At 62.8% G+C, this 23,432-nt stretch carries 23 protein-coding genes and 4 pseudogenes; 8 read left to right on the top strand and 19 right to left on the bottom strand.

All coding sequences use genetic code 11. The annotated features are described in order from the left end of the window. The first annotated feature begins 22 nt into the window (after window positions 1-22). The 3 genes from argA to proP all read left to right on the top strand — a co-directional run bounded on the left by argA (window position 23) and on the right by proP (window position 3,921). Window positions 23-1,402, top strand: a complete 1,380-nt coding sequence (gene argA / locus B0G77_RS14300; protein WP_133662709.1) for an amino-acid N-acetyltransferase — start codon at window positions 23-25, stop codon at window positions 1,400-1,402. A gap of 54 nt (window positions 1,403-1,456) precedes the next feature. Further along, window positions 1,457-1,732: an oxidative damage protection protein gene (locus tag B0G77_RS14295; RefSeq protein ID WP_133662708.1), complete on the top strand. Its 276-nt coding sequence runs from the start codon at window positions 1,457-1,459 to the stop codon at window positions 1,730-1,732. Between the two features lie 719 nt (window positions 1,733-2,451). Beyond that, on the top strand, window positions 2,452-3,921 hold the full coding sequence (gene proP, locus B0G77_RS14290) for a glycine betaine/L-proline transporter ProP (RefSeq protein ID WP_133662707.1): 1,470 nt from the start codon (window positions 2,452-2,454) through the stop codon (window positions 3,919-3,921). Between the two features lie 90 nt (window positions 3,922-4,011). Here proP and B0G77_RS14285 read toward each other — a convergent pair whose 3' ends face one another. The 10 genes from B0G77_RS14285 to B0G77_RS43205 form a co-directional block, all read right to left on the bottom strand. Then, window positions 4,012-4,491, bottom strand: a complete 480-nt coding sequence (locus B0G77_RS14285) for a metallophosphoesterase family protein (protein WP_133662706.1) — start codon at window positions 4,489-4,491, stop codon at window positions 4,012-4,014. A 63-nt stretch (window positions 4,492-4,554) separates the two neighbouring features. Beyond that, window positions 4,555-5,358 carry a hypothetical protein gene (locus B0G77_RS14280; RefSeq protein WP_133662705.1) on the bottom strand — a complete coding sequence of 268 codons (804 nt, stop codon included), beginning with the start codon at window positions 5,356-5,358 and terminating at the stop codon, window positions 4,555-4,557. Window positions 5,359-5,360: 2 nt separating this feature from the next. Beyond that, window positions 5,361-5,936 carry a TMEM175 family protein gene (locus B0G77_RS14275; protein ID WP_133662704.1) on the bottom strand — a complete coding sequence of 192 codons (576 nt, stop codon included), beginning with the start codon at window positions 5,934-5,936 and terminating at the stop codon, window positions 5,361-5,363. 115 nt (window positions 5,937-6,051) lie between these two features. After that, a complete protein-coding gene (locus B0G77_RS14270) occupies window positions 6,052-6,432 on the bottom strand; it encodes a cupin domain-containing protein (RefSeq protein WP_133662703.1) in 381 nt (126 codons plus the stop codon). Beyond that, the gene (locus tag B0G77_RS14265) at window positions 6,432-7,832 is read right to left on the bottom strand and encodes an FAD-containing oxidoreductase (protein WP_133662702.1); all 1,401 of its coding nucleotides are present in this window, start codon (window positions 7,830-7,832) and stop codon (window positions 6,432-6,434) included. Before B0G77_RS14265 ends, B0G77_RS14270 begins: the two co-directional genes overlap by 1 nt. Before the next feature lie 113 nt (window positions 7,833-7,945). Then, window positions 7,946-8,134 (bottom strand): hypothetical protein, encoded by a 189-nt coding sequence (locus B0G77_RS14260; protein WP_133662701.1) that lies wholly within the window; start codon window positions 8,132-8,134, stop codon window positions 7,946-7,948. Window positions 8,135-8,396: 262 nt separating this feature from the next. Further along, window positions 8,397-9,011 carry a glutathione S-transferase gene (locus tag B0G77_RS14255; RefSeq protein WP_133662700.1) on the bottom strand — a complete coding sequence of 205 codons (615 nt, stop codon included), beginning with the start codon at window positions 9,009-9,011 and terminating at the stop codon, window positions 8,397-8,399. Between the two features lie 129 nt (window positions 9,012-9,140). Further along, window positions 9,141-10,259: a 3-deoxy-7-phosphoheptulonate synthase gene (locus B0G77_RS14250; protein WP_133662699.1), complete on the bottom strand. Its 1,119-nt coding sequence runs from the start codon at window positions 10,257-10,259 to the stop codon at window positions 9,141-9,143. Window positions 10,260-10,333: 74 nt separating this feature from the next. Then, window positions 10,334-10,642, bottom strand: coding sequence for a high-potential iron-sulfur protein (locus tag B0G77_RS14245; RefSeq protein ID WP_133662698.1), 309 nt, complete (start codon window positions 10,640-10,642; stop codon window positions 10,334-10,336). 273 nt (window positions 10,643-10,915) lie between these two features. Then, window positions 10,916-11,053: a hypothetical protein gene (locus B0G77_RS43205; RefSeq protein WP_166656155.1), complete on the bottom strand. Its 138-nt coding sequence runs from the start codon at window positions 11,051-11,053 to the stop codon at window positions 10,916-10,918. A 313-nt stretch (window positions 11,054-11,366) separates the two neighbouring features. On the opposite strand from B0G77_RS43205, the gene B0G77_RS14240 reads away from it, so the two are divergent. Then, window positions 11,367-11,768, top strand: a complete 402-nt coding sequence (locus tag B0G77_RS14240) for a hypothetical protein (RefSeq protein WP_133662697.1) — start codon at window positions 11,367-11,369, stop codon at window positions 11,766-11,768. Window positions 11,769-11,832: 64 nt separating this feature from the next. On the opposite strand, the gene B0G77_RS14235 is transcribed toward B0G77_RS14240, so the two are convergent. Then, window positions 11,833-12,279 (bottom strand): hypothetical protein, encoded by a 447-nt coding sequence (locus B0G77_RS14235; protein ID WP_133662696.1) that lies wholly within the window; start codon window positions 12,277-12,279, stop codon window positions 11,833-11,835. A 117-nt stretch (window positions 12,280-12,396) separates the two neighbouring features. Here B0G77_RS14235 and B0G77_RS14230 point away from each other — a divergent pair, with 117 nt between their 5' ends. Then, a complete protein-coding gene (locus B0G77_RS14230) occupies window positions 12,397-13,773 on the top strand; it encodes an IS4 family transposase (RefSeq protein WP_133662695.1) in 1,377 nt (458 codons plus the stop codon). Between the two features lie 321 nt (window positions 13,774-14,094). Here the strand turns inward: B0G77_RS14230 and B0G77_RS14225 are convergent, their stop codons facing one another. Continuing rightward, the gene (locus tag B0G77_RS14225) at window positions 14,095-14,799 is read right to left on the bottom strand and encodes a hypothetical protein (RefSeq protein ID WP_133662694.1); all 705 of its coding nucleotides are present in this window, start codon (window positions 14,797-14,799) and stop codon (window positions 14,095-14,097) included. A gap of 251 nt (window positions 14,800-15,050) precedes the next feature. Between B0G77_RS14225 and B0G77_RS14220 the strand changes: the two are divergent. The 3 genes and pseudogenes from B0G77_RS14220 to B0G77_RS14210 all read left to right on the top strand — a co-directional run. Further along, a pseudogene (locus tag B0G77_RS14220) lies at window positions 15,051-15,290 on the top strand (sulfate ABC transporter permease subunit CysT); the annotation flags it as partial. Then, window positions 15,287-16,261: a sulfate ABC transporter permease subunit CysW gene (gene cysW / locus B0G77_RS14215; RefSeq protein WP_133662693.1), complete on the top strand. Its 975-nt coding sequence runs from the start codon at window positions 15,287-15,289 to the stop codon at window positions 16,259-16,261. The pseudogene B0G77_RS14220 and the gene cysW, both read left to right, overlap by 4 nt. A 10-nt stretch (window positions 16,262-16,271) precedes the next feature. Further along, window positions 16,272-17,324 (top strand): annotated as a pseudogene (locus tag B0G77_RS14210) (sulfate ABC transporter ATP-binding protein); the annotation flags it as partial. Between the two features lie 646 nt (window positions 17,325-17,970). Here B0G77_RS14210 and B0G77_RS14205 read toward each other — a convergent pair. The 7 genes and pseudogenes from B0G77_RS14205 to B0G77_RS44215 form a co-directional block, all read right to left on the bottom strand. Further along, window positions 17,971-18,906 carry an SDR family NAD(P)-dependent oxidoreductase gene (locus tag B0G77_RS14205; protein ID WP_133662692.1) on the bottom strand — a complete coding sequence of 312 codons (936 nt, stop codon included), beginning with the start codon at window positions 18,904-18,906 and terminating at the stop codon, window positions 17,971-17,973. A gap of 160 nt (window positions 18,907-19,066) precedes the next feature. Then, window positions 19,067-20,116 carry an alpha/beta hydrolase gene (locus B0G77_RS14200; RefSeq protein WP_208116423.1) on the bottom strand — a complete coding sequence of 350 codons (1,050 nt, stop codon included), beginning with the start codon at window positions 20,114-20,116 and terminating at the stop codon, window positions 19,067-19,069. Between the two features lie 86 nt (window positions 20,117-20,202). Continuing rightward, on the bottom strand, window positions 20,203-21,195 hold the full coding sequence (locus tag B0G77_RS14195) for a carbon-nitrogen hydrolase family protein (RefSeq protein WP_133662691.1): 993 nt from the start codon (window positions 21,193-21,195) through the stop codon (window positions 20,203-20,205). Window positions 21,196-21,271: 76 nt separating this feature from the next. After that, window positions 21,272-21,736 carry a MarR family transcriptional regulator gene (locus B0G77_RS14190; RefSeq protein WP_133662690.1) on the bottom strand — a complete coding sequence of 155 codons (465 nt, stop codon included), beginning with the start codon at window positions 21,734-21,736 and terminating at the stop codon, window positions 21,272-21,274. 445 nt (window positions 21,737-22,181) lie between these two features. Further along, window positions 22,182-22,359: pseudogene (locus B0G77_RS44220) on the bottom strand (Tautomerase enzyme); the annotation flags it as partial. Between the two features lie 108 nt (window positions 22,360-22,467). Beyond that, a complete protein-coding gene (locus B0G77_RS14180; RefSeq protein WP_133662689.1) occupies window positions 22,468-22,908 on the bottom strand; it encodes a hypothetical protein in 441 nt (146 codons plus the stop codon). Between the two features lie 87 nt (window positions 22,909-22,995). Beyond that, a pseudogene (locus B0G77_RS44215) lies at window positions 22,996-23,203 on the bottom strand (Tautomerase enzyme); the annotation flags it as partial. Window positions 23,204-23,432 lie beyond the last annotated feature (229 nt).

The raw sequence follows: 23,432 nt of genomic DNA, 5'->3' as shown, positions 1-23,432 counted from the left end.
GGGGGCGCATTATAATCCCGGCATGAATTCCCAAACCGACCTCGTCCCCCCGCCCGCGAGCGCTCCGGCCACGTCCGGCACCGCGGAAGACCTCGCACAGCATGCGCAATTCGTCGACTGGATGCGTTCGGTCGCGCCTTACATTCACGCGTTCCGCAACAAGACGTTTGTCGTCGGTTTTGGCGGCGAGGTGGTGCACCAGGGTCTTCTGAATGCGCTCGTCTCCGACATCGCGCTCCTGCAGGCGATGGGCATCCAGATCGTGCTCGTCCACGGCTCGCGACCGCAGGTCGAGGAGCAGATGAGCCTGCACGGCGTGGAGTCGGAGTTCTCGCACGGCATGCGCATCACCGACGCGCGCGCGCTCGAATCCGCGAAGGAAGCCGCCGGCGAAGTGCGACTCGACATCGAGGCGGCGATCAGCCAGGGCTTGCCGAACACGCCGATGGCGCACGCGCACATCAGCGTCGTGTCGGGCAACTTCGTGACGGCGCGGCCGGTCGGCATTCTGGACGGCGTCGACTTCGCGCATACGGGCGTCGTGCGCAAGATCGACGCCGATTCGATCCGCCATTCGCTCGCGAGCCGCAAGCTCGTGCTGCTTTCGCCGCTCGGCTTCTCGCCCACCGGCGAAGCGTTCAATCTGGCGATGGAAGACGTCGCGTCGGCAGCGGCGATTGCGCTGCGCGCCGACAAGATCGTGTTCCTCACCGAAACGCCCGGCCTGATGGACGAAAGCGGGTCGCTCATCCGAGAGCTCTCGCTCGACGACGCCTACAAGCTGCACGAAAGCGGCGAGCTGCAAGGCGACGAGGCCTTCTATCTGAAGCACTCCATCCGCGCCTGCCGTGGCGGCGTGGCGCGGGCGCACATCGTGCCGTACGCGCTCGACGGCAGCCTGCTGCTCGAACTGTTCCTGCACGATGGCGTCGGCACGATGATCTCGTACGAGAACCTCGAAAGCCTGCGCGAAGCGACCCCGGACGACGTCGGCGGTATCCTGACGCTGATCGAGCCGCTCGAATCGGACGGCACGCTGGTGCGGCGCGGTCGCCACCAGATCGAACGCGACATCGATCACTTTTCGGTCATCGAGCACGATGGCGTGCTGTTTGGCTGTGCGGCGCTCTATCCGTACACGCAGGAGCGCATCGGCGAAATGGCGTGCCTGACGGTTGCGCCGGAAGCACAAGGCTCCGGTGACGGCGAACGGCTCTTGAAGCGCATCGAACAGCGCGCCCGGGCGCGCGGCCTCACGCGCATCTTCGTGCTGACGACGCGCACTGAACACTGGTTCCTGAAGCGCGGCTTTGTAAAGGCAACGGTCGACGACCTGCCCGAAGACCGCCGCCGTCTCTATAACTGGCAGCGCAAGTCGCTCGTGCTGATGAAACAGCTCTGAGCGCCATCATATCAAACGACTGCCGCCCCACATCGATTACAGGAGAAGCACAGCATGACTCGTACGGTTCAATGCGCAAAGCTCGGCAAGGAAGCCGAAGGCCTCGATTTCCCGCCGCTGCCCGGCGAACTCGGCAAGCGCATTTACGAAAGCATTTCGAAGGAAGCCTGGCAGGCGTGGCTCAAGCAGCAAACGATGCTGATCAACGAAAACCGCCTGAACATGGCCGATCCGCGCGCGCGCCAGTATCTGATGAAGCAGACCGAGAAGTTCTTCTTCGGCGAAGGCGCCGATCAGGCTTCGGGTTACGTGCCGCCGTCGCAAGGTTGATTCCGGCGCTTATCGCCACAATCGATATCAAGTCCGCGCAGGTTGCGCGGACTTTTTTTTGCCCGTTTTGTCCGTTTTTTATCCTTTTCAGGCGCCCCCCAACACCGCTCCGGCCGAGCTGTTTTCAGCGCCTTTTTCAATCCCACACAACCGGCGGAATCCCCGGCCAGGCATGGGATTGAGCAAGACCAGCCGGGGCCCAATCATGACCCGAGTTTGCACGATCCGCCGGCATCGTGCTACTATGTGCACCGTTTCAACAGTAATTCACCTTCATTCACATTCAACTCGATAGTCGCACAGCGTGCATCCGGCACTCTGCAGGCGACTGGATTGAATAGTTTTTAGACAAGAAGGCTGTCGGTCGCGTCGCTTATCACTGGGATAAACGGCGATACATCACCGGCCTTTTTCGTTTCAAGCCTTTCAGCGGCGCAGGCGGACCCTCGGTCCCGGTCAGCGTCCCCATGCATCTGCCCCCCTTCCACGGCCACGCAGGTGCAACAGTCGGCAGCAACTCGAACGAGTGCACTTTCGCGACGATTCTCGCGAGGCACGGGCGTTTCTTTTTCTGTCCCGAACACGTCAATGGCTAACGAATGGCTAGCGGTCATTGACCGGCGGCGGACCCGCCCGCGTCGTTTTCGCGAAACGGCACTTTCCCGGCAACCGTGGCGGATCGCTCATGCGTTTCAGCCGCAGTCATTGGAGTATCAACCTTGACCGCTTCCAGCAACGGCTCCTCGCGACATCACACAAAAGAACACAGCCTCACCCTCGACGACATCACGATCGTCGACAAATCCCTTCTGAAGCGTGCCGTCGGCGCAATGGCGCTCGGCAACGCGATGGAATGGTTCGACTTCGGCGTGTACAGCTATATCGCCGTCACGCTCGGCAAGGTGTTCTTCCCGTCGAGCAACCCGTCCGCGCAGCTGATCGCGACCTTCGGCACGTTTGCCGCGGCGTTTCTCGTGCGGCCGGTGGGCGGCATGGTGTTCGGGCCGCTCGGCGACCGCATCGGCCGTCAGCGCGTGCTCGCGATGACGATGATCATGATGGCGCTCGGCACCTTCGCGATCGGCCTGATCCCGGGCTACGCGACGATCGGCATCTTCGCGCCGGTCCTGCTGCTCGTCGCGCGTCTCGTGCAGGGCTTCTCGACCGGCGGCGAGTACGGCGGCGCGGCGACCTTCATCGCGGAGTTCTCGACGGATCGCAAGCGCGGCTTCATGGGCAGCTTCCTCGAGTTCGGCACGTTGATCGGCTACGTGCTCGGCGCGGGCACGGTGGCGCTACTGACCGCAACGCTGTCGCACGACGCGCTACTGTCGTGGGGCTGGCGTGTGCCGTTCCTGATCGCGGGTCCGCTGGGTCTGGTCGGCCTTTATATCCGGATGAAGCTCGAAGAGACGCCAGCGTTCAGAAAGCAGGCCGAACAGCGCGAAGCCGAAGACAAGGCGACGCCCAAGCAGTCGTTCCGCCAGCTGCTCGTGCAGCACTGGAAGCCTCTCTTGCTGTGCGTGGGTCTCGTGCTGATCTTCAACGTCACCGACTACATGGCGCTGTCGTATCTGCCGAGCTATCTGTCGGCGACACTGCATTTCAACGAAACGCACGGCCTCTTCCTCGTGCTGCTCGTGATGCTGATCATGATGCCGATGACGCTGTTTGCCGGCCGCCTGTCGGATACGATCGGCCGCAAGCCGGTGATGCTGGCGGGTTGCGTGGGGTTGCTGGTGCTGTCGATCCCGTCGCTGCTGCTGATCCGCACGGGCGGGTTGCTGCCGGTGTTCGCAGGCCTGCTGATTCTCGGTGTGCTGCTGTCGTGCTTCACGGGTGTAATGCCGTCGGCGCTGCCGGCCCTCTTCCCGACGAAGATCCGTTACGGCGCGCTCGCGATCGGCTTCAACATCTCCGTGTCGCTATTTGGCGGTACCACGCCGCTCGTGACCGCATGGCTCGTCGACTCGACCGGCAACCTGATGATGCCCGCTTACTACCTGATGGGCGCATCGCTGATCGGGATCGTGTCGGTACTCGCGCTAGGCGAGACGGCGCGCAAGCCGCTGCTGGGTTCGGCTCCGTGCGTGGCGACGCGTGCGGAAGCGCACGCGGTGCTGCGTGGCGAACGTGAAGCCGCGGAGATGGAAGAAGAATATGCATCGGTAGCGACCGCGCGGGCTTGATGCCCTCACCGCACCGACGTCCTCGCGGCGCGTGCGCTCAACAGGAAGCGGCAGGAACAGAAACGGGCCTGCCTTGCGCTGGCCCGTTGCTCATTCGATCAACCGATGAAGCGACGCTTCGGCACGCTTGCCGTCGATCACGAGCATGCCCGCCGATACAGGCAGCTTGAAGCGCCTCGGACCTGCACTGCCCGGGTTGACGAAGAGCACGCCATCGCGTTCTTCGACAAGTGGCTTGTGCGAATGCCCCGTCACCACAACGCCCAGGCCCTCGACGCGCGGATCGACGCGTAGATCGGCGATATCGTGAACGACGAGAATCTTCACGTGTTGCACGGTAAGCGTTGCATGCGTGGGCAGCGGGTCGGCCCAGGCGCCGACGTCGTTATTGCCACGCACGACAGTAAGCGGCGCGAGCGGCGCGAGTGCATCGAGCACAGGCTGACCGCAGATATCGCCGGCATGGATGATCGCGTCGCAACCCGCCAGCCAGGCCAGAGCTTCCGGACGAACCAGATTGTGCGTATCGGAGATGAGTCCGATGCGGGAAATCGTGGGACGTAGAGGCATGATGAGGTCCAGTGCTCGATCCAGTTCAGTTCTCAATGCGGCAGGTGAAAGCTGCTTCGCGTGCTATGGCGTCTCGGCCAGTTCAACCTGTTCAGCCACAGCGCGCGACGCGCGCCGGTTGCCGATCAGCCGCTTCGTCGCGCCCTGCACCACGACCGATATGAGCGCCGCGCAAGCGAAGGTCAGCAGTACGCCTGCATGCGGCAACACCGCCAGCACGACCATGAAGAACGCGGCGAACGATGCACGCCCGACCACCATCCCCCGCAGTAGCAATGCGACGAAGCCCGCACCGTGCGCGCGCTGCGCCGCCACCGCCAGCACGATGCTGAGCAGCGGAAACACCGACAGCATCCCGCTCCACACCGCGCCCATCGATACCGACAATGCCGTCGCCGCCAGCGTCAGCGCTGCACCCGCGAGCATGCGCAACGCAAGATCGCCGGCCCCGATGCGCGCCTGTGGCAGCACGCCGCTCACACGCGGCAGCCACGTCTGTGAAATCGCCACCGCGGCGCAGGCGGCCGCGAGCGCCCACGGCAATTGCGTCGGCAGGCGCGCGAGCAGCATCGCCGCACACCACCATGCCGCCAGCCCCGCAGTCAGCGCAAGTGGCCACGCGAAGCGACGGCACGTCCATGCGTAAGCAAAATTGAATGCTTCCGACGCCGCGATCGCCGCAATCGAAGCCACCGATGCATGCGCGGCGAATTCTGGTCCGCGTTCGAGTGCGAACAGCAGAACGATCGGCCCGGCGACGACCGGCAGCCCCGCCAGCCACCCAGCGACCGACGGTCCCCATACTCGTCCGGCGAACGTCAACGCAGCCAGGAATGCAGGCACCAGCGCCATTTTGAGCGCGAGCATGGTCAAGACTCCAGCATACGTTCGACGCGTGTGTCCGGCACAAGCCAGATCGCTGCAGCAAGCGTATAGAGCGCGACGGAAATCCACGGCACGAAGAACGCCAGCACAACGCCAGCCAGATAGATGGCAACCGACAGCTTGCCCTTGAAATCGCGCCCCATCGCTTTGGCCAATGGAGAGTTCGGTCCGTGATGGTTGATCAGGACATGCGTGAGGATGAAGTATGAGATCGCCGCCATGAAGAGCACGATGCCGTACATCGCGGTCGGCCACGCCGACAGATGGCTTTCGCCGATCCAGTGCGTCACCGCCGGCAGCAGCGACAGCCAGAACAGCAGATGAAGATTGGCCCACAACACCGCGCCGTTTACCTTCTGCACAGCGTGGAACATGTGGTGGTGATTGTTCCAGTAAATGCCGACGTAGATGAAGCTCAGCACATACGCGAGAAAGATCGGGATAAGTGGACGCAACGCCGTCAGATCGACGCCTTCCGGCACCTTCAGTTCGAGGACCATGATGGTGATGATGATGGCGATCACACCATCGCTGAAGGCTTCGACGCGTCCCTTACCCATCTGCCGGTTCCTTTGTCGTGAAGCGGCCGTCACGCGATAACCGCGCCGACGATTATCCGCGACGCAGGCGAGGTTTGTCGAATCCTGGGGGCGTGTCGACGGGCGAAACCGAAGCTCAGCGCGCCCCGGCTGCTGCGTTCTCGTAGTGAATCGCAAGCCAGAATGTCGGTTCGCCCGCATGCGTCCACGCCACCCGGTGCCGGCAATGCGCGGGGATGCGGACGTAGTCGCCAGGCTGCATCGTACGGTGCTCGGTCTCGGCTTCGAACTCGAGCGCCGCCCCGCCCGACAGCAGCACGACCCATTCTTCGTGCGGATTGTCGTACCAGAAGCCTTCCGGACTTGCCTGCCCGGTCGACACGATCCGCTCGACGCGCACGCCCTTCCCCACGGCCAGCGTATCGAAACGCTCGTCAGGCGACTGTGGGCCATCGACGCCGAAAAGGTTGCCGAAGTCAGGCTTCGGTCCGCCACCGTGGAGATAGTGGATCGACATCAGACGAGGGGCGCGAGGCCATCGAGCAGCGTTGGAATCAGTTCGCTGATCGTCGGGTGAATGTGCATTGCGCGCTGCAACGTGGTGTACGGCGCGCCGGCGGCCATGATGTCGACGAACGTGTGAATCGCTTCGTCGCCTTCGATGCCGAGAATCGCGGCGCCGAGAATCTTTTTCGTGTCGGCGTCCACCAGCACTTTCATGAAACCATCGGTCTCGCCGCGTTCGCGCGCGCGGCCAACACGCGACATCGGCATCCTCGCGATCAGCGCCTTTTTGCCTGTCTTGCGCACGTCCGCTTCGGAGAGCCCGACACGCGCAAGTGGCGGGTCGACGAATACCGCATGCACCATGATCCGCTCATCGACACTGCGCTTGCCGTCCTCGAACAGATTGGCCGTGACGATCTGGAAATCGTCGTATGAGGTGTGCGTGAAAGCACCCCGTCCGTTGACGTCGCCGATGGCCCAGACGCCCGGCACGCTGGTGCGCAGTTCGCCGTCGACAGGGATGATGCCGTGCTTGTCCGTTGCGATGCTCGCATCTTCCAGACCGAGATCATCGGTGTTCGGACGGCGGCCGGTTGCGAACAGCAGATGCGAGGCGTCGAGTGCAGGCGCGTCGCCCGCGAAATGGATGCGCGCGGCGGTGCCGTCGCCACCAAGCGGCTCAAGGCGCGCCGGATCGGCGCCGAAGCGAAACTCGACGCCTTCGCGCTGGAGCACGTCCTGCACCCCTTTGGCGAGATCGGCGTCCTCGCGGGCAAGCACGCGCTCGCCGCGAACGATCACGGTCACGCGGCTGCCGAAGCGGCGAAACACCTGGGCGAATTCGAGCGCCACGTAGCTCGCACCCACCACCACGAGGTGCTCGGGCAAGGTGGTGAGATCGAGCAGCGTCGAGTTGGTGAAATAGCGGACACCTTCGATGCCCGGAAGCGGCGGAACGACCGCCCGTGTCCCGGTGTTGATGAAGATATGGGGGGCTTCGAGTTCCTGCGCGGGCTGGCCGTTGTGCGCTTCGATGCGCAGCGCGTGCGCGCTGGTAAAGCGGGCGTGACCGGTGAACACGCTGACGTTGTCCGCCCCGCGCAGCCATTTTTCGACGCCGCTGCGCGAAGGGCCGATGATCTCGTCCTTGCGCGCCTTGACCCGCGCGAGGTCCACCGAGATGTCTCCGGCAATCTGGACGCCGTACGCCGCCGCGTGGCGCGCGACATGCGCGGTACGGGCGCTTGCCACGTAGGACTTGGTCGGCATGCAGCCGACATTCACACACGTGCCGCCGAACCGCGCACGCTCGATGACGGCCGTCTTGCGGCCATGTTCACCAAGGCGGACCGCCAGCGGCGCGCCGCCCTGGCCGGTGCCGATCACAATTGCGTCGAAATGCTGGGGCATCGCACACCTCCCGAAGCTTGGGTAAGGGTCGTGCCATATTACACGTGCTTTCCTGTCGTGAGATGTCGGAGGCGCGCCGGGCGCGCACGGGTATCAGACTTCGTTGGGCTGCTTCAGGCGTCGCAGTAGACGTGGCAGATCAGGTCGCGCGAGCGTTCGATTGCCGCGCGCGCGCCTTTGGTCGCGACGACCAGCCCCACCTGGCTCAGATTGAAATCCAGCGACACCATCAACTGCATGAGCGACACCATCGGCAGCACCACTGCCGGGTGATAAAGCTGCCGTTCGATAAGGTCTCTCATGTCTGCTCCTCTCGCGCTGCGCCGATTCGGCAACGCACTGCAACCAACGTTTCGATGGAAGCAATTCTATGAGGGGCATGTCCACAGATAAATGTGCAAAACGCGAAGTCACTTGTCAGCGGACAAGAACAATCGGCTGCGCGGCGCGGCAAGGCCCGCCCGGCGCAGCCGCCCGCACCTCGCTGGGGCACGCCGCAGGGTTCAGTCGCGCCGGCCGGACGGACGGTTCTCCGGCCGGCGGCGGGCGCAACCCTTCAACGCGTCATTCGAGCGGGGTCGCGACGAACTCCGGCAACGCCTCGGCGCGGGCAGAAAACGCGGCGAGCGCCGGATAACGGGCCGGATCGACGATCTCCCCGAGCATGAACTGCGTAAAACGCCAGGCGACCGCCAGCGTAATGTCCGGCTGCATCAGCCGGTCGCCGCAGAGCCAGCCCGCCTTGCCGGCGATCAGTTCCTCGAGAATCCCGAACGCGGCGTGCATCTGCGTCTGGACGCGCTCGACCCACGGCTCGTGCTGTCGCTCCGCCGGCCGCAGATTGCGTTCGTACACGTTCTGCATGACCTTCTCCGTCGCGGCAAGCGCGAAACCGATGATGCGCAATGCCTGCAGGCGCGCCTTCGGGTCTTCCGGCATCAGCCGCCGCGCCGGGGCGACCTTATGGTCGAGGTGATCGAGGATCAGCGTGGAATCGACCAACTGGGTGCCGTCGTCCTCGATGAAGGTGGGCGCCTTGACCACGGGATTGATCTTCGCGAATTCGTCGAACTGGCGAAACACCGACACGCTCCGATGTTCGAACGGAAGACCGAGCACCGCGAGCGAAATGGCCACGCGGCGAACGTAAGGAGAATCCATCATGCCGATCAACTGCATCCTTTACCTCTTATGGTTCTGGTTTGAGAAGCTTCGATACGAAAACGACAGCGGATTGCCCCCGGCCGGCACGGCCCGGCATCATCAGGGCACCGTCGCGGCACCATCAGCGCGCCATTCGGGCAACGCTCAGCGAGTGCGCCGCTCGCGCACGGCGTGCGCCAGCGCATCCAGCACGGGCGCTGTCTGCGCCCACGACAGGCAGGCATCGGTAATGGACACGCCGTACCGCAACGGCACACCGGACTTCAGGTCCTGACGGCCCTCTTCGAGATGGCTTTCGATCATCACGCCGATGATGCGTTGTTCGCCCTGCGACAGTTGCCGGGCGAGATCCTGCGAGACATCGATCTGGCGCAGATGCGACTTTCCCGAGTTCGCATGGGAGCAATCGACCATCACCTGCTCGCGCAGGCCCAGTTCGCGAAGCGCCGCGCAGCTTGCCTCGACGCCCGCACTGTCGAAATTAGGCCCCTTCTTGCCGCCACGCAGGATCACGTGGGCGTCGTCGTTGCCGCGCGTTTCGAAAATCGCCGCCATGCCCATCTTCGTCATGCCCATGAAGGCATGGCTCGCGCGCGCGGCGACGATCGCATCCGCAGCGATCTGGACGCCGCCATCGGTGCCGTTCTTGAAGCCGATTGGGCAGCTCAGGCCCGACGCAAGCTGGCGATGGCTCTGGCTTTCGGTGGTCCGCGCGCCGATGGCCCCCCAGGCGATCAGGTCAGCGATGTATTGCGGACTCAGCAGGTCGAGAAATTCCGTGGCGGTGGGCAAGCCGAGGCCGCTGATTTCGAGCAGCAGTTCGCGCGCGCGACGCAGGCCTTCGTTGATGCGAAAGCTGCCGTCGAGCTGCGGGTCGTTGATATAACCTTTCCATCCCACCGTCGTGCGCGGCTTTTCAAAGTAGACGCGCATGACGATCAGCAGGTCTTCCCGCAGCGCATCGGCGGCCACTTTCAGGCGGTGCGCATATTCGATCGCCTGGTCATGGTCATGGATCGAGCACGGGCCGACGATGGCGACGAGCCGGTCGTCGCGGCCATGAAGGACATCCGCGATCGCCGAGCGGCTGTTCTCGACGAGCGTCTGAACTGTCGGCGGGACAGGCAGTTCGTCCTGCAGGAGCGCAGGCGAGATCAGCGGACGTACCGCACCGATGCGGACGTCGTCGATACGGGTGGTGTCCTGGGTCGAGTCGACACACCCGGCCTCCTGATCGTGCAAGGGATTGTCAATGCGGCTCAAGGTAGTCTCCGGTATGCGTGATGGCAGCAGCGTCGATTATCGCATTCGCCGGTGACCGGGATACCCGCTTTTGCTTACGAGTTAGTGTATGAGCTGCACCAGCCGCGGGCCGCGACCTGCTTGTTGCCGAACAGCACGCAGCCACCGTAGGTTTCACCGGCGTTGCCCTGATACAGCGAACAGTTGCTGCAATCCTGCCCGGCGACGAAATTCGGAAAGCGGGTCTTGTCGACCTTGCTGGCGTCGACCCGGTAGCCAAGCTTTTGCGCGGCCGGGTCGGCTTCGCTGAGTTTCGGGTCTTCGCCGAATGCGACGCCGGATAACGCAAGCGACGAACCGATACCCACGCTAAAGATGAGAAAGCTACGGCGCGATGCCTTCATGATGGGACTTCACTCGCTGTGTGAGGGGGCCGTGGAACCGCGGGCCGAGACATTGCCTGTACACCCGGATGAAAGTATCGCAGGACGAGGCAAGATCCGCTGCACGACTGTTCGGCGACAACCGGGTCACGCGCGACGCGTCGCCTGGGACGCTGACTGCGACGGAGGTCGCGCGGCCAGCGCGATCCCTTCTTCAGAGGGTGAGATGGTGGAGGTCGATGGGGGGATGGGACGAAGGCAGTCAGTTGGGAGGCCCTCGCGCTACGACAGTACTTACTGCGGACGGCGATGTGCTTCGGCAATGATCGCGCAGGTCTGCAGATGAAGATTGAGTGCGTGCCGTGCAGCGGCTCGCAGGCGTGCAAACCAGGTTGATGCGGCGGGGGCAGAGACGGCAGTGATGTTGTTCATGCTGAACTCCTCGATAAGGGTTACTACCTAGGTAATAACCCGATTATAGACAAGTTATGCGGCATCGCAACATGTCGAAAATAAATCGTGCGGCCACGCTGTCACGCGCCCTCGCATAAAGCGCGAGAGAATGCACGCTCGATAGGAGTTTCAGGCGTTCGGGGTTGTTCCGTTTGGCAAAGAACATGCGCCGTTGCCCACGGAACGGAAAGCGTCGGTAAGGCTCTTAGCCGCCGTCCGTAACCTGTCGAGGGTACGGACTTGCTATCGTTATTTTTCCGACCGCACCCTGCGGTCGCTTCGATTGACAGCCATGAAACCGATTGCCCAGACTCTCCTGCTCGCCGCGCTACTGGTCTCCGGCGCCTGCACCGCATTTGCGCAAACCCCGCCGCCAGGCATCGACGACGGCCCTCGGGGTCATGAGCGCATGCCACCCGGACCGGGCTTCGCCGTCGTCAACGATCTCGAACATCTGCAAAGGCTTTACGACCTGAGCGGGCGCGAAGACGAAATGAACACGGTGTATCACGACGTGCTGCAAAAGACCCAGGATCCCGCGATCCGCCATTACGTGTACGACGCACTCGCCCGCAACCAGTTGCGCCCGGCCAACGCCGATCAGGCCATCGCGACCATACGCACGAGTCTCGACGAAGACCTGACGGCACTGGCAAAGCATCCGCCTGCACCGCCTCGCGGGACAGCACAGTAAGCGAGGACTCTGTCGGCGTCCGAAGCAGTGTCGAGACCCCGACCTTGCTCCATCGATTGCCGGTTCACACGAGCAGGGAAATGATTCCGCCAAGAGTGAGTCCAGCGGCCAGCCACTTTCCCGCGGAGTAGCACGTGTTGTTGTTTTCCTTGGGCTGGTCCGGCCGCTCCAGGCCTAGCGCGCCATAGGCGAACGACTTCACCGACGACACCTGCGCGGGGTCGTCCTGATCGTCGCCCCTGTCCTTTGCCGCGCTCGAATCCGACGTGTCACCCTGCTGACTGCCGCTGGTGTCGTGCGATGCCGCTGCGACGCCCGCAGCCGAAATGTTCACGGCCGAATCGTGTGACGCAGCCACGACCGGCTCAACCGCCCCAACCGCCTCGCGCGCATCGTCGCCGGCGGACTCCGCTTGCGCAGCCACGTCCGCGCCCGCCACCGACCGCCGCGCTGCCGATGACGAGCCGGCGTTGCCGGGCGCAACAACAGTGTTCGAGTTGCCGATTTGCATAACCTCTTCCCTCCTCTCCTAAACCTCAGGATCGCCCACATCTTTTCGCTGAATCGCGCTTGTAAACTGAGTCAGGCGATGTTAACTTGCGTGTATTGCCTGTAAAACGACACGCCGTTGCCTTCCATAGACGATAACGCTGACTGGGCCGATACCGAATTCGGTGCGGCCAATCTGGGCGATGCCCGTTTGACGAGCCGACTGGTCGCGCTGGCGCGACGGTTGGCAAGTAGTCCTGATTGCCCATTCCCGCGCTCGCTCAATGCTGCCGAGCTCAAGGCAGCCTATCGTTTTTTCGACAACGAACAGGTCGATACGGATGGCGTACTTGCTCCGCACATTGAACAGACCCTGCGGCGCATGACCCGCATACCGGTCGTGCTTGCGGTGCAGGACACGACCGAATTCAACCTGAGCCACCTCAAAGCGACCGAAGGACTGGGCTACGGCACGGGCAACGCTTCGCGCGGCTTCATGCTGCACAGCCTGCTGGCCGTCACGCCAGAAGGTTTGCCGCTGGGTGTGCTGGGTATGAAGACCTGGGTGCGACCCGACGCGCAATTAGGCAAGAAGCAGCAGAGAAAGCACCTTCCGGTTGCAGACAAGGAGAGCGTCAAGTGGCTCGAAGGCATCGCGCATCTGGGCGCCCTCAAGGCACGCTGTCCCGAGACCCTGGTGATTGGAATCGGTGACCGGGAAAGCGACCTCTACGAAGTGTTCACGGCCGAGCGTCCGCGAGGCGTTGAGTGGCTGATCCGAGCCAAGTCGGATCGCAAGACCGTCAACCCCGAGCACTCCCTCTGGGAGGCCGTTGCCGCGACCGCCCCGCTGGGCGAAACGGAGTTACAGGTCCCGCCAGTGGGTAATCAACCCAGGCGCGTCGCCCGTCTGACACTGCGGTGTACGCCAGTGCGACTGAGGCCTCCGCAACGGCCTTCATCCCGGCTCGCCGAGGTCACAGTCTATGCGATCCATGCCCTTGAAACCACGCCGCCGGCGGACATCGAGCCGCTCGAATGGATGCTGCTCAGTTCCGTGCCGACGATCACGTTTGAGGACACCCTTGAACGACTCGGCTGGTATGCCCGCCGATGGACGATTGAGTCGTGGCACCGCGTACTGAAGAGTGGCTGCAGCATTGAAAAGCGTCAGTTCGGCAACCTTGAGCGGTTCGTACGGTCGACCGCGCTATTTGCGGTGATCAGCTGGCGCATCATGTACGCGACGTTGCTGGGTCGTGCCGATCCGGACCTGTCGTGCGAAGTCCTTCTGCAACCAGACGAATGGCGCGCGCTTCATAGCCGCACCCATCGCACGTCAAAACCACCGACTGCAATACCTTCACTCGGTGAGGTCGTGCTGTGGATTGCAAAACTCGGTGGGTACCTGAACCGCAAGCATGACCACCCACCCGGTCCCACCGTCATGTGGCGTGGATTTCTCGTCCTGCACGAGATCACCGAGATGTATCGCATCTTCAGGCAAGACGAATAAGTTGGCTCACGAAAAATGTGGGTGATCCTGAGCTCCTAAACAGGGGCCGCCCGGCCGCGAGTGCCGGATTGCCCGGTCATATCCGTCTTCGGCACATGCCTCAATGGCACAGGGTTGTGCAGGACAACACATTCATACCGATGGCCGTACCGACCAGCGTGCCAGCCGGAAAACTCGCGAGGGTTGTCGATGAAGAGCCCTGAACAACCTGCGACGAGGCCAGCAAACGCACGATCAAGAAGCGACGCGTCGATCAAATAGCGGGTTGAAACGTCGAGCCGTGGCGGCGTGCGGCCGCCCTTCAAAAGAAGTCCGCGGGATCTAGATCGTCACGTCGACCACCAGTCCTATCGGCGTCCATTTGACACCCTTCGTTTCACGGCTCAGACCATCGAGCACGTCGGCAAGCGACACCATGCCGCCCGCGTTTTCCGCTGCAGGCGCCGCATACGCCTGCAGCGCATCGTTGAGTGCGGTGACCGCGCTGTCGCTCGATCCGCCCGTCGCATCAGCCGCGCTCGATGTCGTCACGTCGTCGAGCTGCCAGTCCCATTCGTTGCTTGTCGCGGCGACATCCGGCAGCGTGGCGCGGACTGTCGTTGCGAGTCGCCCGATCGACGAGCCCAGGTCGTGATACGCCGCGCTGACGGCGTCGGTTGCCCCCGTATGGCCGCCTTCCTGCACGGGCGTGCTGAGCGAGTGTTGAAACACGAGTGCCTGATACAACGCCACGAGAAATCGCTGGCTTGCGGTCCGGGCCGTCCCCGCTTGCGCGCTCTGCACGGTGCCGTCCGAACCGTTCTGCGACGTGCCCGAGTCCGTGACCGTCGCACTGCCTGTCTGGATGCGGTCCGGGTCGATGCCCATTTGCTGCAGCGTCTGCTGGAGCGCCGCAAGCAGAGCGTCCCCGCTTCCCGACGAGTTCGATGAGCTGTCGTCCGGCGCGTGCGGCTTCTTCGGCGGCGGAGTCGTTGCGGTCGGCTTCAAATCCGTCGGGGAGACGGGCAGGTTCGGTTCAGGCGACATGGATTTCCTTGTTGGACGTTCTGCGCTGTCGGACCAGCCATGCGTACAAAGGGAGCACGACACCGGGTGCGTCTATTGAGCAGCCCATCGTGCAGGACATTGCCGGTCCACATGAGCTATCGACTGACGGGAAGTCCGCCTGAAGGGTTGGTAAGGCCAGGTAAGGCCAGGACTGCTGACGCCCGTTGGGCATTGATGGGGCTCCCGGCGCCGCAATCGACGGGACGGGATGCGAGGTACGCACCTTCGCGCCGATGAAGTCCGAAATCACCTCGCTGCTGATCATCACGAAGCTCGAACAGTATGACTACGCGGGCGCCACGGCGCTGGCCGTGGTGATGCTGGTCGTCTCCTTCTTCATGCTGCTGACGGTCAACACGCTGCAGTGGTATCTGCAGCGGCGTACGGGGCGCGGCGCATCCGGCGCGGTGCCGCCGGCCACGGGCATCGGCAGCGCGGGTGCCGTCGCGATCGGTGGAGGCGCACAATGAGCCGCACCCCTGCCACCCCTGCCACGCTCGCCTCGACGCCGCGCAACAGCGGCACCGCCGTTCACCGTCCCGACCCGGTGACCGAGCCGCGCGCGGTGCGCTGGCTGCTGACCGGCATCGCGCTGCTGTTCCTGGCGCTGTTTCTCGTCGTGCCGCTCGCTGCGGTGTTCTATCAGGCGCTCAGCAAGGGCATCGGCTTTTATTTCGAATCGCTCGCCGATCCCGACGCGCTGTCGGCGATCAGGCTGACGCTGGTCACCGCGGCCATCGCCGTGCCGCTGAACCTCGTGTTCGGACTCGCGGCGTCGTGGTGCATCGCGAAGTTCGAATTCCGCGGCAAGGCGCTGCTGACGACCCTGATCGACCTGCCGTTCTCGGTGTCGCCCGTCATCTCGGGCCTGATCTATGTGCTGATGTTCGGCGCGCAGGGCTGGTTCGGTCCGTGGCTCGAAGCGCACAACGTGCAGATCATCTTCGCGGTGCCGGGCATCGTGCTCGCGACGGTGTTCGTCACGTTTCCGTTCGTCGCGCGCGAACTGATTCCGCTGATGCAGGCGCAGGGCAACGACGAGGAAGAAGCCGCGCATGTGCTCGGTGCGTCGGGCTGGCAGGTTTTTCGCCGCGTCACCTTGCCCAACGTGAAGTGGGGTCTGCTGTACGGCGTGATTCTCTGCAATGCGCGCGCGATGGGCGAGTTCGGCGCGGTGTCGGTGGTGTCCGGGCATATTCGCGGCCAGACCGACACGATGCCGCTGCACGTCGAGATCCTCTACAACGAATACAACTTTTCCGCGGCGTTTGCGGTGGCCTCCGTGCTGGCGCTGCTGGCGCTGCTCACGCTGGCGCTCAAGCTGCTCGCGGAACGTCATATGTCGGCGGAGCTGGCCAGCGCGCGGGATCTTCCTGCGCACTCCGGTCCTGTCACCCAGTCGCCGGCGCCGTCGCGGGTGGCCGGCCAGCCGGTTCAGTAAGGAGCAGTCCATGGGCATCACCGTTCGTCACCTGCGCAAGCGCTTCGGCGATTTCACCGCGCTCGATAACGTCTCGCTCGACTTTCCGCCGGGCGAGCTCGTTGCCCTGCTCGGGCCTTCCGGGTGCGGCAAGACGACCCTCCTGCGCGTGATCGCGGGCCTCGACCATGCGGATGCCGGCCAGGTCGTGCTGCAGGGCCAGGACGTCGCGCAGGTGGGCGCGCGTGAGCGGCAGGTGGGCTTCGTGTTCCAGCATTACGCGCTGTTCCGTCATATGACGGTGTTCGAGAATGTCGCCTTCGGCCTGCGTGTGAAGCCGCGCCGGCAGCGGCCTTCGGAAGCGGTGATCCGCGAGAAGGTGCATGAACTGCTGCAGCTCGTGCAGCTCGACCGGCTCGCGCAACGCTTTCCGTCGGAGCTCTCGGGCGGCCAGCGGCAACGCATCGCGCTGGCCCGCGCGCTCGCCGTCGAGCCGAAAGTGTTGCTGCTCGACGAACCGTTCGGCGCACTCGACGCGAAGGTGCGCAAGGAGCTGCGCAGCTGGCTGCGGCGTCTGCACGACGACCTGCATATCTCAACGATCTTCGTCACGCATGACCAGGAAGAAGCGCTGGAAGTCGCCGACCGCATCGTCGTGCTCAATCGCGGACACGTGGAGCAGGTCGGCAGTCCGCAGGAGGTGTACGATCATCCGCAGACGTCGTTCGTCCATGAATTCCTCGGCGCGGCCAACCGTCTGCAGGGCAAGGTGGATCGCCGCGGTTTCGTGGTCGACGGGGCGGCGCTGCCGGTGCCGATCGAGGCGGGCTTCGAAGGCCCCGCGTTTGCGTATGTGCGGCCGCACGATCTGCAACTGTATCCGCAGACCGACAGCCATCGCGATGGCATCGGGGTGGGCGTGCGGCGCGTGGTCACGCTGGGCGGCTCGGTGCGGGTCGAGCTCGAAGGCCGCGAAGGCACCGTGCTCGAAGCCGAACTCGATCGCGAAGCATGGCGCGATCTGCGTCTTGCCGTCGGTGATGGTGTGACCGCCGTGCCGCGGGCGTTGCGCGTGTTTCCGGCACCGCACCCGTCGCAGCGCGTGCCGAGCGAGCTAGTGAGGTCTTTGAACCGCGTGCCAGAGCTGGCTAGCGCCGTGGACGACTGAGCCGAGGATCGAGTCATGGGCGCTGTGAAACCATTCCGTCGAGCCACAAGCGATTTCGCGAGTCCGCGCAAAGCTTAGCGGGCGTCTCTCTTTTACGGCGCAATACCCATGCATGTCGTTTCCGGTTTAGTCAGGCTTCTTGCAGCCTTCGTACTCGGCGCCGCAGTTCTTGTGAGCGGAGCGACTCGGGCAACAGAATCGCTCCACGTGTAGGGCGCCGGCTGCCCCGCGCCAGCGATGAAGGCAGCTGCCGCCGAGTTCTCTCGTCAAACCGGCGTCTCAGTCGACGCAACTGCCAGTCCGACACCGCAGTGGGCCGACGCGGCCCACTGACGCCGATCTTTTCTACTCGGGTTCCGAGGACATGATGTCGGACTTTATCGTGAGGTTCGGCGAACAGATCGTCGCAACCACGGCAGCACCGCTCTATCTGCCGCCCGCGGTCATCCTCGCGCGCCCGGGCAATCCGCCCAGCATCGTCGGCATCGGTGAGTTGCTACGCTCAAAGGTGCACGTGATGGTGGTTGACGGTTCCGGACAAAACGGACTCTATGGGACGGCGTTAAGCGGCGGCTTGACCACGAGTGAACTCGGCGGCGTGGAGCTTCACGAAGTCGTGCATGCTCGTCGGTGCATTGCCAGTAAGCTTGAACAGGTCGTCGGTCATGCGGTCGTATCGTCCCTGCGCATGAAGTTCGGCCATCACGGCGAGGTGATCGACGAGATGCGCTGGCACGCGCGCTTCCCGGAGCTTGTCGGCCCACGCCGAAACCGGCACATCGCGGTAGCGGATTGTCCGGCCGAGTGCCTCCGAAAAGGCGCGCGCGTAGTGTGCAAGATCGGCCGACTCATATCCGGTCAGGTTATAAATATGGCCGATGTGCGGCGCCGGATCGTCGAGGATGACGGATACGGCGCGCGCCACATCGACAGCCGAGATCGGGGAGGTTCGGCTGCTGCCCAGCGGCAACACCAGTTCGTCGCGTTCGCGCACACCTGCATCGGCGAGACGCAGAAAGAAGCCTTCGAGAAAGACCGTGGGTCGCACCGTGACGACCGGCAGCCCCGACCATGCCAATACCTGCTCAGCAAGCCAGTGCAGCTTGTGCTGAGGGCTGTCGGTGGTCTCCGTGATGCTCATTTCGGTGACCGTCATCTGCGACATGTTCACGAAGGCCTCGACGCCGTGATGGCGCGCCACCGCCGCGATGTTGACCGTCGCCTCCAGATAGGCCGCCGAGATCGACATGCCAAAATAGATGCGCGAACAGCCCTCGATCGCGCGATGCATCGAGGCGAGATCGGCAAGGTCGCCCACCATGACCTCGGCGCCAAGCCGGCGCAGCTCTTCAGCGCGTTCATCCTCACGGCGCACCAGGGCGCGCACTTTGTGCCCCTTGGCGAGGAGCATTTCGGTGACGTTGCGACCGATGCCGCCGATCGCGCCAGCCGCTCCGGTTACGAGGATCGGGCGGTCATGTGTAGATTGATTCGTCATATCGTTTACCTTTTCGTTGGGTTCAAATAGATCAAGATCAGACGGCTTGCGCAGTTTCGTTTGCGGTACGCGCCTGATGTCAGGCCAGACATTTATGCATATGCACATACGAGCACGAAATTCGTGCTGATTTTGCTGCCTCAGGTCATCTGTTCAATGATCACGGATGATCGCCTTGCAGGAAATCAACCATCGTTCTGGCGACAAGCTCGGGCTGCTCTTCCTGAATGAAGTGGCCACTGTTCTCCACGTTCAACGCAGTCAGATTCGCCGCCTTTTGCCCGATCACCTTCTTCATCCACCCGTAGGCCGGACCACCTAGTGCAAGGACCGGCATCTGGAGCGTGCCGTAATCCTTGTTGTCGATCACGTCCTGGGGGAAAGCCTGATACCACGCGTTGCTTGCACGGATCGCGTCGGCAGTGTTGTACGCCCGCTCGTACACTGCGCGGTCTCGCGCATCCACGGCACCTGCGTCTACCAAAAAGTAGTTGAAGATCCAGTCCTGTTCCACCCGAATGTGTCCTGCCAGAAGCTTTTCCGGCAGCCCCTGGACCTGGTTGAAAGCGAACCACCACAGGTACGGGCGTGCCGTGCCAAGCCTGTCGCCGAAAGCGCCTTGCGCGGGCAACAGCGGAAACGACATCAGGCTGTCGTCCGGGTGCGGTAACTCCATCATCACGAGCTTGCCGGTGGCTTGCGGGTAGTTCTCGCCATACGCGAAGGCCACCGCCGAGCCGATGTCGTGCCCCGCGACGCTGGCCTTGTCATAGCCCAGCGACTTGACCAACTCATAAATGTCCCTCGCCATGGTCTTTTTGTCGTAGCCGTCGGCGGGTCTGGACGATGCACCCATGCCGCGCAGGTCAACCGCAATGACGGTGTAATGCTCAGCCAGCGCCGGCATGATCTTGTGGAACGCCCACCACGTCTCGGGCCAGCCTGGCAGCAACACCAGCGGTTCGCCCTTGCCGCCGACGACGTAGTGCAGTCGCACACCGTTGACCTCGGCGTAGCCGTTCCTGAATCCGGGCAGCGACTTCACCAGCGCCGCATCTGATACGTTGGTGACCTTCGCCGCAGTGGTCTTCTGTACGAGCGCCGCGTCAGTGTGGGCATTGGACGTCGGCTCGGCGTAACTCGGGGAGGCGGCCACCATAAGAGCGGCAAATGCAGCGCTCGCAATGGCAAGCCTGGCAATGGCTTTCAAGTACATCTCCATCCATGTAGATAGTTAATTGAAGGAAGGCATCTGTGGTTGATGCGCGCGGGTGTGCCGCGGTTGCTTCGCTGTACTCAGGCAACCGTGGTGCGCAGATCGTCCGGGCCTTGTTCGGCGATCGATTTGGCGTGCGCGCCGCGTTCGTGAATGTGCGCGGTCGGGGTACGGTCGATCATGAGACTGAGCGGTTCGGGGCGGTTGTAGTGGCCGGCGGAGTCCATCAACAACTTGCGTCGGTCGATCAGCGTGAAGTCGAGATCGACGATGACCTCGCCCTCACCCGACCGGAGCGGTTCCGCCAGCAGCGTGCCGTCAGGTGCCACGATGGTGGTGAAGCAGCCGCCCGAGATCGGACCGATCCCGCAGCCGGTGTCCTTCATGATTTGCGCCTGTTGGTCGGCGTCCAGCCAGGCCGTTGCGTTCACGACGAAGGCGCCAGACTCCAGGGCATGCTGGCGGATGTTGATTTCCATCCTTTGGGCAAATCCTTCGCCGAAAGCGGAACCTGGATACATGGCGGAATGGATCTCCTCGCCGTCGGCAATCAACGCGTAGCGCACCAGCGGGTTGTTGTGCTCAAAGCAGGCCAACTGGCCAATCCGGCCTACCCTGCTGTCGACAGCGCGCAGGCCCGACCCGTCACCCTGACCCCAGATCATGCGTTCGAAATGGGTAGGCGTGATCTTGCGGCGGCGCTGGATCAACGTGCCGTCGGCGTCAAAGAGTAGTTGAGTGTTGTAGATGGTTCCACCATCACGCTCATTGACGCCGATGGACACCACCATGCCCGCCTTCCGGGCCGCCTCGCCGATTGCGTCGGTCGCGGGAGACGGTACTGTCACGGCCTGATCGAGCAGCCTGAGATGCTCAGTGCCGGACAGAAGCTCAATGCCTGTCTGCACTGCGGAAAAGTACGGGTAGTAAGGCACCACGGTTTCCGGGAACGTGGCGAACTGCACGCCCTGCTGACCGAGCTCGTGGATCTTCCGCACGACCTTTTCGACGGTTGCCTCACGGCTGTAGAGGACAGGGCTGATCTGGACCGCGGCGGCTTTGACGACTTTCATTGCAAACTCCTTTGCTGGTAAGAACGGGCACAAAGCGCCCTTGCTGTGTTGCATATGCAACATTGGCGATAAAAATTCAGCTCACGTGACGTGGCAACTCGCCCGCGATGCCCATGAGCGCGTTGGCACCGACCTCTCCGATGAGGGCCCTGGCTTTTGTCTGCGCAGCCGACCACGCGGACGCGGCGCTTCGAAGCAATGCTTTGCCTTGTTCCGTCAGCGAAAGGGGGCGACTGCGACCATCGTTTCCAGGGATACCTTCGGAAACCAACCCCTGCGAGATGAGGGGCTGCAAATTCCTTGTCAGCGTCGACCGGTCGTGATGATTCCTGCGCCCGAGGTCCGACCGGCTGAGTGGTCCAAACTCGACGATGAGTACAAGCAGGGTGAATTGAGAGGCGTTGATGCCAAACGGCCGCAGCGCCTCGTCGTAGATCGCGGTCAAGACCCTGGAAATCTGCCGCGTACGCGTGAGCAGACAGTTCCGCGCGATCTCCCTGCTCACGGCATCACCGGCTTTGTGTTGGACGTCTAAAGTCATGGTCGACTCATGTTGCATATGCAATACATTGAAGGACAAATTTCAGACTGCCAGCGATTCATCCGGTTTGAACGAGGGTGATCGAGACATCTACGTTGCTGTGCGGCGCACCGCGCGATGGACGTATTTGAGCGCGCAGACGTATCCCTCATGTGTCGAGGAAGGGTGGTTTTTGTAAGTGCACGTATCAGGGCGCCGAGCAGATACATTGCGATACAAAGCGCAACCGCGTCAGCGCGCACGGCGGATCCACTCTTGCCCCGAGCGCGCACCGCGTCATGCTTAAGTGGATACTTATGTCCGCCGCTGAACTGTATGACGTGCTCGGTGCGATGGTCTGATTTCGCCAGCACTGTCGACAACTACGACGTACCACCGCCTTGGTAGATATCCGCCGTCAGGGAAGCCGGGAGATAGCGTCAGAGGCACCTACCGGTGCCTCACGCCACACCCGTGGTGCTACCTGCTCGAACGTCACGCCTTCAGCTCGAGCGCTAGCTTCGGCAATTTCCGTAACGAGGATCTCACGCGCAGCATCGGTGTATTGCCCTTCTGGAACCGAAGGAATGATCCGGTACCGCGGCAGGTCGGTGGAGGAAGAGGAAAGACGCGCGTTGTGCGATTTCGCCATCGGGTTCGTCCCCGACCCGTGGGACATCGAATGGAGGAAGAACAGTCAATCCAGAGTGGTCAATACTCCAGAAGAATTAATAAATTCTGCGCCGAAACGATCAGCTCGCACCGGAGGCCGCATTCACGGCGTCGGCTTCCGGTCCGGTCAGATAGAGGTCACGGAACCGCTCGTCAACCCGCTCCCACATCAGTTTCGAAAACAGCATCGCCGCCTTCAGCGGGCGATGGTTGATCACCACAGAATCAGCCTCACCCTGTTCGTTCAGGTGGGCCACGAGCAGCGTCTCGATCGGCACGCCCTGAATCTGCGAGCGGTAGGACTCCATGTAGAGTCCGTTGCCTATCTCGCCCTTGTAGCTGTGATGCTGGAACTCGTAGAGCGAGACCGCGTGCTTGATGACCGACAGGATGTCAGCCCGCCCTTCGACCGGACGCTTCAGGACGGTCGCCTCAAGCGTCGCATTTTCGGCTAACCTGGCCAGCCAGAGCGGCGGCGCGCCTGCGGGAGCCAAAACTGTCGCCGTATCGTTGAACTTCATGTCAGGTTCTCCATCGGTTGTATGAACATTGTCAGCGAGCGAGCGCAGGTATCCCCCCTCCTTCTGAACAGAAAATGAGGGACGCTGCTACACCTTGGCCATTCCAGCGCTATCAGCATCGACAGCGGGTTCCAGCGTGATGCGTGCCTTTTCGCGGTGTGCGCGCGAGTCGCTCCTCGCCGAAGCTCCGTTCGGGCTCACCCGCAAGAAGTGCATGAATGTCGGGCAGCGTCCAGATGGCGCCACGACTGCCCCAGGTACCGTTCGGAATCTCCGTTGGGAAGACCCAAACGCGCCAGCATGGAAAACGATAGCACGCTGTACGTAGGTCTGGACGTTCATCAGGACTCGATCACAGTCGCCGTTGGTCAGGCCGATATTCCGGGCGAGATCTCTGCTCGCACAGATGCCATGGCTTATCTAACTCCCTCCGCATAGCCGCCTCTCGATTCGATCTCTCCATGATCGACAGATAATCGGGAAACGGTAATTATCAAGCGAAGCGACGGAATCTAAGATGCCTC

Source organism: Paraburkholderia sp. BL10I2N1, assembly GCF_004361815.1.
Classification (GTDB): domain Bacteria; phylum Pseudomonadota; class Gammaproteobacteria; order Burkholderiales; family Burkholderiaceae; genus Paraburkholderia.
The sequence above is the reverse complement of the archived record's forward strand: the minus strand, read 5'-3'. Positions and strand labels throughout refer to the sequence as shown.

Coding starts and splice junctions, on each gene's coding strand:
- argA (WP_133662709.1), top strand. CDS start 23: ATGAATTCCCAAACCGACCTCGTCCCCCCGCCCGCGAGCGCTCCGGCC.
- B0G77_RS14295 (WP_133662708.1), top strand. CDS start 1,457: ATGACTCGTACGGTTCAATGCGCAAAGCTCGGCAAGGAAGCCGAAGGC.
- B0G77_RS14285 (WP_133662706.1), bottom strand. CDS start 4,491: ATGCCTCTACGTCCCACGATTTCCCGCATCGGACTCATCTCCGATACG.
- B0G77_RS14280 (WP_133662705.1), bottom strand. CDS start 5,358: ATGCTCGCGCTCAAAATGGCGCTGGTGCCTGCATTCCTGGCTGCGTTG.
- B0G77_RS14275 (WP_133662704.1), bottom strand. CDS start 5,936: ATGGGTAAGGGACGCGTCGAAGCCTTCAGCGATGGTGTGATCGCCATC.
- B0G77_RS14270 (WP_133662703.1), bottom strand. CDS start 6,432: ATGTCGATCCACTATCTCCACGGTGGCGGACCGAAGCCTGACTTCGGC.
- B0G77_RS14265 (WP_133662702.1), bottom strand. CDS start 7,832: ATGCCCCAGCATTTCGACGCAATTGTGATCGGCACCGGCCAGGGCGGC.
- B0G77_RS14260 (WP_133662701.1), bottom strand. CDS start 8,134: ATGAGAGACCTTATCGAACGGCAGCTTTATCACCCGGCAGTGGTGCTG.
- B0G77_RS14255 (WP_133662700.1), bottom strand. CDS start 9,011: ATGCAGTTGATCGGCATGATGGATTCTCCTTACGTTCGCCGCGTGGCC.
- B0G77_RS14245 (WP_133662698.1), bottom strand. CDS start 10,642: ATGAAGGCATCGCGCCGTAGCTTTCTCATCTTTAGCGTGGGTATCGGT.
- B0G77_RS43205 (WP_166656155.1), bottom strand. CDS start 11,053: ATGAACAACATCACTGCCGTCTCTGCCCCCGCCGCATCAACCTGGTTT.
- B0G77_RS14240 (WP_133662697.1), top strand. CDS start 11,367: ATGAAACCGATTGCCCAGACTCTCCTGCTCGCCGCGCTACTGGTCTCC.
- B0G77_RS14235 (WP_133662696.1), bottom strand. CDS start 12,279: ATGCAAATCGGCAACTCGAACACTGTTGTTGCGCCCGGCAACGCCGGC.
- B0G77_RS14225 (WP_133662694.1), bottom strand. CDS start 14,799: ATGTCGCCTGAACCGAACCTGCCCGTCTCCCCGACGGATTTGAAGCCG.
- cysW (WP_133662693.1), top strand. CDS start 15,287: ATGAGCCGCACCCCTGCCACCCCTGCCACGCTCGCCTCGACGCCGCGC.
- B0G77_RS14205 (WP_133662692.1), bottom strand. CDS start 18,906: ATGACGAATCAATCTACACATGACCGCCCGATCCTCGTAACCGGAGCG.
- B0G77_RS14195 (WP_133662691.1), bottom strand. CDS start 21,195: ATGAAAGTCGTCAAAGCCGCCGCGGTCCAGATCAGCCCTGTCCTCTAC.
- B0G77_RS14190 (WP_133662690.1), bottom strand. CDS start 21,736: ATGACTTTAGACGTCCAACACAAAGCCGGTGATGCCGTGAGCAGGGAG.
- B0G77_RS14180 (WP_133662689.1), bottom strand. CDS start 22,908: ATGAAGTTCAACGATACGGCGACAGTTTTGGCTCCCGCAGGCGCGCCG.